Source organism: Gammaproteobacteria bacterium (genome assembly GCA_033720895.1).
Classification (GTDB): domain Bacteria; phylum Pseudomonadota; class Gammaproteobacteria; order Natronospirales; family JAJUFS01; genus JAWWBS01.
The window spans coordinates 1-7046 of record JAWWBS010000082.1; the positions used below are offsets into that span (position 1 = coordinate 1).

The 7046-nt window shown below is 63.1% G+C and carries 9 protein-coding genes; 4 read left to right on the plus strand and 5 right to left on the minus strand.

What is annotated here, in order from left to right; translation table 11 throughout:
• From R3217_09855 to murB, 3 genes are all read right to left on the minus strand, one after another.
• On the minus strand, positions 1 to 987 hold a 987-nt coding region (locus R3217_09855), incomplete at its 3' end, for a hypothetical protein (GenBank protein ID MDX1455749.1).
• 259 nt (positions 988 to 1246) lie between these two features.
• Positions 1247 to 2077: a hypothetical protein gene (locus R3217_09860; GenBank protein MDX1455750.1), complete on the minus strand. Its 831-nt coding sequence runs from the start codon at positions 2075 to 2077 to the stop codon at positions 1247 to 1249.
• Positions 2077 to 3093 carry a UDP-N-acetylmuramate dehydrogenase gene (murB, locus tag R3217_09865; GenBank protein ID MDX1455751.1) on the minus strand — a complete coding sequence of 339 codons (1017 nt, stop codon included), beginning with the start codon at positions 3091 to 3093 and terminating at the stop codon, positions 2077 to 2079. The genes R3217_09860 and murB overlap by 1 nt, the downstream gene beginning before the upstream one ends.
• Positions 3094 to 3260: 167 nt before the next feature.
• Between murB and R3217_09870 the strand changes: the two genes are divergently transcribed.
• Both R3217_09870 and R3217_09875 read left to right on the plus strand, forming a co-directional pair.
• Entirely contained in the window at positions 3261 to 3584 is a 324-nt protein-coding gene (locus R3217_09870; protein MDX1455752.1) for a hypothetical protein, read from the plus strand.
• Between the two features lie 44 nt (positions 3585 to 3628).
• The gene (locus R3217_09875) at positions 3629 to 3994 is read left to right on the plus strand and encodes a DoxX family protein (protein ID MDX1455753.1); all 366 of its coding nucleotides are present in this window, start codon (positions 3629 to 3631) and stop codon (positions 3992 to 3994) included.
• A 19-nt stretch (positions 3995 to 4013) separates the two neighbouring features.
• Here the strand turns inward: R3217_09875 and R3217_09880 are convergent, their stop codons facing one another.
• A complete protein-coding gene (locus R3217_09880) occupies positions 4014 to 4805 on the minus strand; it encodes a TIGR01458 family HAD-type hydrolase (GenBank protein ID MDX1455754.1) in 792 nt (263 codons plus the stop codon).
• A gap of 193 nt (positions 4806 to 4998) precedes the next feature.
• On the opposite strand from R3217_09880, the gene R3217_09885 reads away from it, so the two are divergent.
• Together R3217_09885 and R3217_09890 are read left to right on the plus strand one after the other, a co-directional pair.
• A complete protein-coding gene (locus R3217_09885) occupies positions 4999 to 5439 on the plus strand; it encodes a VOC family protein (protein ID MDX1455755.1) in 441 nt (146 codons plus the stop codon).
• A 21-nt stretch (positions 5440 to 5460) separates the two neighbouring features.
• Positions 5461 to 6219, plus strand: a complete 759-nt coding sequence (locus tag R3217_09890) for an SDR family NAD(P)-dependent oxidoreductase (protein MDX1455756.1) — start codon at positions 5461 to 5463, stop codon at positions 6217 to 6219.
• Positions 6220 to 6228: 9 nt separating this feature from the next.
• On the opposite strand, the gene R3217_09895 is transcribed toward R3217_09890, so the two are convergent.
• Entirely contained in the window at positions 6229 to 6858 is a 630-nt protein-coding gene (locus tag R3217_09895) for a hypothetical protein (GenBank protein ID MDX1455757.1), read from the minus strand.
• Positions 6859 to 7046 lie beyond the last annotated feature (188 nt).

Genomic DNA, 7046 nt, shown 5'->3' on the forward strand with positions numbered 1-7046 from the left:
CACGATGGTCGCCACGATCTTCGCCAGCTGGCGCTGGTACTCCTTTTCGGTGTCTGCACCACGCTGCGTCGGAAATCGCCTTGTCCTGCCTTCGCCATTGAACAGGTTGCCGAGGTTCATGCTGACAACGCGCGTGTTGTCGGCGGCCTTTTCAGGTGGCACCGGTCGCGGGTTGGCCGGTGTGATCGAGACCGGGCCCAGTGGCTGCAGCTTGTACTCGCCCTTGAACTGGTCGATCACGGCAAGGATGCCGGAAACCTGGCCGCCAAGCCGCACGCTGTGGCTGGCCGACAGCGGGGTCGAAAGGTAGCTGATGTCTTCGGGGTTCTGCCGGCGAGAGCCGTCATCGAGAATGATGCGGTCGCGCTGGTTGCTGGCCGCGATGCGCTTTGCGTCAGCGGCATCCGCCGTAAGCTCCGTCGGCACGAAGTGCCGCGCACTGCCAAGCACCAGCTCGCCATAGCGACCCAGTTGGTAGTTGTCGTTGACGACCAGTGCGCTGGTGAAAGTGACCAGCATGCCCTCCAGCGACTCGTCGACAGCGGCGGGACGCTCGAGTGCCAGCGGCTGGATGTCGATCTTGCCGCAGCGGGCCAGCAGGTCGGGCTTCTCCAGCTCGGTAAGCCCCTGGTACTCCTTGACGCTGCCGCGCAGTCGCAGCAGCTCGCCGCGCTGGATACCAGCGGGCAGCCTGCCGTAGACGAACAGGCCCTCGGAGGTGGCGGGGTTCTCATCCGGTGCGGCCGCTTGCAGGTAGAAGCCGCGCAGTTGATCGCGGCCGGAAAAATCCGCGGTCAGCACGCCCTCGGTAATCACGAGTTCACCCACCAATGGACTCGAATCGCCGGCACCCTGGATGGCATTGATGGGCGTCATGGGGCCGCCGCACGTCGGGTCGTCCGTTGCCCGTGCAGGGCTGGTGGTGCCGCTGGCGAGCAGCAACAGGCCGATAACAAGCAAGGTTCGCCGCTGTGGGGTTTTCGTCATGCCTGCATCTTACACAAGGCGGGCGACGCGCTTGCGCTGCCCCTGGCAGCTGCATATGATGCGCGCCCCCTGACAACCAAGGAGCAGGACCATGTCCAGGCCACGCAATCCGGTGGTTCGGTCAGGCGGTTTGAAGCGAAAGTCAGGACCGCATGGCAAGACCCGCAAGGCGCAACGCCAGGCCGACAGGCAGGCATTGCAGAGAGACCTCAGTCGCCGCAAGGACCTGGGGTCTTTTTTTGCCTGGCAAACGGCTGGCTCAGAAGTCCGGTTCCTTGATCAGGCGATTGCGGCGATAGGGTTGCGGTGATTGTTCCTGCACGGGTGCGGCCGGCGTGTCTGCCGATGACTCGCCGTCTGCCTGCGTTTCGGTGTCCGCTTGCGCGGCCAGTTCAGCCATGGCCGAAAGGCGGTCACGTTGCTGGCAGGGGTTGTTGCTAAGACCGAACACGCCGACCGGGGCCGCGCAACGGGTAATGCTCAGCACGTTGTCAATGGGAATGGCCATGAAGCGGCGGCTGTCAGCCTCGGTGTTGGCAGGGTCTGCGACCAGCAGGAGATGATAGCGGTTGCTCACGGCGAGCAGGCGGCCATTGATGGCGCCACCCTCATCGACGAACTCGATGCGCACGTCGTTGTATTCGGCATTCCAGGTATCGACCGCCTCGGCGGTGGCCAGTGTCCAGATGATCACCAGGAACCAGCCCGCACCGAGCAAGACCCCGAACACCGGGCCGGGCAACGGGCCGCGGTAGAGCTTGCGCAGGTAGTAGCTGCCGACCAGCTTGTAAGCCAGCTCGCTCTTGCGGCGCAGCCAGCGATTGTATTCATCCAGGAAGGCGATCTGGAAGGCGATGATCACGGCGAGCGCCGCCATCAACAGCGCGACCGGTTCGCGAAAACCCGCAATCAGGAAATCGCTCGGCTCCCAGTAATCTAGGAGTGACTGATCGAAGTGGCCGATCAGGAAGAAGTGATAGATAAGCCCCGCCGTTGCGGCCAGCAGGTAGGTCGCCGTTGCCAGCAGCGGCAGGTGCGATTGCAGGAACTGCAGCGGCGTGCTGCTCGTGTTGTCGCTGGCTTCGCTCATCACAGCACCAGCGGTTCCGGTTCCAGGCGGATGCCGAACGTGCCCTCAACCGCATCGATGGCGCGTTGGGCCATGCTCCAGAGCTGCTCGCCGCTGGCCTCGCCGTGATTGACCAGCACCAGGGCATGTTTTGCGGAAAAGCCGGCGTCGCCTTCACGCGTACCCTTCAGTCCGCAGTGTTCGATCATCCAGCCGGCCGAGAGCTTGGCGTGTTCGTCGTCCAGCGGGAATACCGGCGCGTCCGGAAATGCAGCCCGCACCGCCTCGGCCTTGCTGCTGCTCACGATCGGGTTCTTGAAAAAGGAGCCGGTGTTGCCGATGTCAGCCGGATCCGGCAGCTTGCTGCGTCGCAGGGACTCCACGGCCTGTGCGACATCCGCTGGCCGGGGATCGTCGATGTCGTGATCGTCCAGCCATTGCTGCACGCCGGCGTAATCGGTGCGCAACGGATGCTGGCGCGGCAGGCGAAAGATCACGCGGATCACGATGTAGCGGTCGCGTTCGCGCTTGAATATCGAATCGCGATAGCCGAATTCGCACTCGGCAGGGGAGAGTCGTCGCCGTTCTCGCGTGGCCCGGTCAATGACATCGACCGCCTCGATGAATTCGCTGACCTCGCGGCCGTAGGCGCCGATGTTCTGAATGGGTGCGGCCCCGACACTGCCAGGTATGAGAATCAGGTTTTCCAGGCCGGCGTAGCCCTGCGCCAGCGACCAGCGCACGAAGCCATCCCATTCGGCACCCGCCGCGACCGTGACGAGATCGCCACCATTGCCCGGTGAAACGTCGATCTCTTGATCGGCAATGTGCAGCACCGTGCCATCGAAGTCCTGGCGAAACAGGATGTTGCTGCCGCCACCAAGCACCAGCAACGGTGCGTCGGCCGCTACCTGGTCCAGCGCCCGCTCCATGGCGTCGAGCTGCTTCACGGTGACCAACCGCCTGGCGCGCACGGCGACACCCATGGTGTTCATGCCCTGCAAGGTGGCGTTGCTGCTTGTTTCGATTGCCCCCATCAAACCTGCTCGCTTGCCCGTTCAGGTGTCAATTCTAGGGAAAAGTGCCCGCCCATGCCGCACAAATCACGAATCAGGCGAATTCCATTGCGCTTACCGGGTTGGCGCTGATTTCCCGGTGGCATGTGCTCGCGAAGATGGACCAAAACCGGCAAAGGAGTGCTGCCATGAAAAACGATAATTGTCGGGCGCTGTTGGCTCGAATCGAATGCGAACTGGCTCGCCTGGCGCGCAACCCAGAGAACGCCCCGGTGTCCTGGCGCCAGCTCGAGTACCTGCTCGAAGAGCTGCGCGACAGCGTGGAACGCGTCCACCAGCTCCGTCTCGAACGCCTGCTGGTGGAGCTCACTGCCTTGCAGGCCTCGGATTTCCGCCAGGCCGGTTTCAAGGACCAGGTGCTGCTGGCACGCGCGAGTTGCGTCACCTGGCAGCGTGATCTGGCAATGAACCCGCAGGGTCGCTCGACAACCGCTCCCGCGGCGCTAGACTGAACCTCAAGCAAGCCGTTTCATCGGACGGCCGAGCAGGAGGTTACTTGGATACCTTGCATCGCAGTATTGTCACCCTGGTTTTCCTGGCGTCGGGCATGGCCAAGTTGCTGGCGCTCGAGTTCGAGGTCGATGCATTTGCGCGCTGGGGTTACCCGGAGGGATTCATGTATTTCACCGGCGTGCTGGAAGTCGCTGGCGCCGTGGGTATCTGGATCGACAAGCTCAAGACCCTGGCCGCCGCCGGCCTTGCGGGCCTGATGCTGGGCGCAGTGGCGACGCATGCGATGTTCCGGGAATGGCCCATGCTATTGGTCGCCCTGCTGATCTTTGTCGTGACGGCCAGTTACGCATGGCGTCATCGCAGCGATTTCCTCTCCACCGATTCGGACGACAGCACCGACGCCCATTGACGCGGCATCGCGCCGGACCTCAGTCCAGCAAGCTGTGCGTCACCGCCTGCAAATCGGCCAGGCAGCTGCCACGATTCCTGTCGTCATCGCCCGCCTGGTACTTGCCGGTGCGAACCAGCACCGCCTGGAGCCCGGCGTCGAGGGCGCCATTGACGTCGGCCTCCACATCGTCTCCGACCATCAACACGTCGTCGGCCGCAAGGCCGAGCGAGGCGACGGCCTGCTCGAAAAATGCCGTCGCTGGTTTGCCGAACAGCTGTGCCGTGCGGCCACTGGCGTATTCCAGTGCTGCCACGAAAGCGCCGGCATCCAGCGAAAGACGGTCGCCGTCGCGGAAATAGCGGTTGCGCGCGATGGCATGCAACTCGGCACCTTCCTGCAGTGCACGAAAGGCAAGGTTCATGGCGGTGTAACTGAAACCCTCGGCGGCATCGCCTACCAGCACCGCACGTGCCTCGGCGGGATCATCAGTCAGTTGCAGGGCATCGAATTCCGGCCGCAGGGACTCGTGGACCAGCGCGAGTATCGGCATGGCATGTTGCTGGTAGTACTGTCGCGCAGCGACAGGCGCAGTGAACAGCTGGTCGCGTTCGATATCGAAACCCAGCTCATGCAACTGCCGATATAGCAGGTCGCAGGTCTTGCGACTGGTGTTGCTGACGAACCTGACCGGCAGGCCCGCATCACGAAGTCGCACCAGTGCGTCCCGCGAGCCGGGTACGGCGGCATCGCCCTGGTGGACCACGCCGCTGAGGTCCACCAGCAGTCCCTTGATCGAGGCGGGGTTGTCGAGTGGCTTGTCGGTCGGCATGGCCATTCCTGTTCGTATGTACCTGGAAAACTGTAAGGCTTAATCGCGGCACAACCAAGCACTCGCGCCTCCGGGAGCACGGTCAGCTGTACAGGAAATTCCTCTCGGCGCGGGTCTGCCTGCCGAACGGTTGGCAATGGTGCGAGCTGGAATGGCAGACTGCATGTCCTTGCCATTTACCAGGAGACTCTCGATGCAATACCTGCACACCATGGTGCGCGTCAGCGATCTCGATGCCTCGCTGGATTTCTATTGCAACAAGCTCGGGCTGCAGGAAATGAGCCGTCGCGATGTCGAGGCAGGGCGCTTCACCCTGGTATTCCTTGCGGCGCCCGAGGACCTGGCGCTGGCCCGCGAACGCCAGGCGCCGATGCTGGAGCTCACCTACAACTGGGATCCCGAGGATTATGATGGCGGGCGCAATTTCGGCCACCTGGCGTTTCGCGTCGAAGACATCTACGGCCTCTGCCAGTCTTTGCAGGATGCCGGCATCACCATCAATCGACCACCGCGTGACGGGCACATGGCTTTCGTGCGATCACCGGATGGCATTTCCATCGAGTTGCTGCAGAAGGGCGAATCCCTGCCACCGCAGGAGCCCTGGAAATCGATGGAAAACACGGGTAGCTGGTAAGCCAGCGGGAGCCGGAATCGCATGCGTTTCAAGAACCTGCCCGAGGCTTTCGATGCCCTTGTCGTCGGTGCAAGTCGCGGCATCGGTGCCGAATTCGTTCGCCAGTTGCTGGATGACGAAAGTTGCCGGCAGGTGGTCGCCTGTGGACGCAGCGTCGCCGACAGCGAGGCCTTGCCGGACAGCGAAAGGCTCATCCGCCAGCCCCTGGACGTCACCGGCGAGGAGTCCTGGCAACAGCTGGTGGCGCGTCTCGACGAGCACGGCATCAAGCCGCGACTGCTGATCTACACGGTGGGGATCCTGCATTCCGAGGGTGGTATCGAGCCTGAGAAACGGGCGGCCGATCTTGCCATGGAAAGCCTGCAACAGGCCTTCGGCAGCAATGTCTTCGGTGCCATGCTGATGGCACGCTACCTGCTGCCGTTGTTGTCACGGCAGGAGTCGGCGGTGCTGGCACACCTGTCGGCTCGCGTCGGGTCGATCGGCGACAATCGCCTTGGGGGCTGGTACGCCTATCGGGCGTCCAAGGCGGCGCTGAACCAGCACATGAAAACCCTGGCGGTGGAGCTGTCGCGGTCACACAAGCAGGCTTGCGTCGTGAACCTGCATCCAGGCACGACCGACACCGGCCTGTCGAAACCCTTCCAGGGCGGGGTGCCGGAGGACAAGCTGTTCAGCACCGCATTCGCGGCAGGCAAGCTGTTGGAGATCCTGCGCGGTGTCGGTCCGGCGGACAGCGGGCGTTTCATCGCCTGGGATGGCCAGGACATCCCCTGGTAGCGCGATCCGCTACTTGCTGCAGAGCGGGCCCACCTCCCACCAGCCACGACACTGGAAGCGCGCTTCACAGCTTTTCAGCTGGCTGCCGTATTCCCTGGCGCGGTATTCGACATCCCTCGCAACCCCAAGCAGCTTGCTCTTGCCGCGGTAACTGCCCCGCGAGTAGCCGCCGTGTCCTTCGTGGTAGGCGAGGTAGAGACGGTAGGGATCCCACAGAGAGATCCCGAGGCGCTTGCGCGATATGTCGTTGTACCAGCCAATGAAGTCCAGCGCGTCTTCCATGTCGCTGCGAGATTTGAACAGGCTGCCATTTGCCCGGGTGTAGTCTTCCCATGCCGGATCCTGGATCTGCGCATAGCCCTCGGCGGAAGACGGCCGGCCCAGGGGAATGAACAGGAACCATTCCATCGCCGGACGGGCATCGGCCACGTACGAGGATTCACGCTGGATGAAGGCCATCTGGATGTGGATCGGAGTGCCCCATTTGTCCTCGGACTGGGCGGCGTAGTCGTACCATTCCGGGTACTCGTCGAAAACCGAGCAGAGATTCAGGGGTGCCTTGGGCGGGGCCGCGGCGCAGCCTGCGAACAGCAGCAAGCAGGCAAGCAACAGGGTCCTGGCAGTTCGCAGCTGGAGCATCGGGCTTCCTGAAAGAAGTAACTGAGGCTAGAGTTTACCGTGCAGCCAGCAACGGGGAACAGCATGTCCATCAACCAGCCTTTCAGCGCCCGCCGACTTGACGAGTGTCCAGAGGAGAACGGCTTTCGACTGCGTGGTGCGGAGATGACCCGCATCGAGGTGTTCGTCGATGCGGCGTTTGCCTTCGC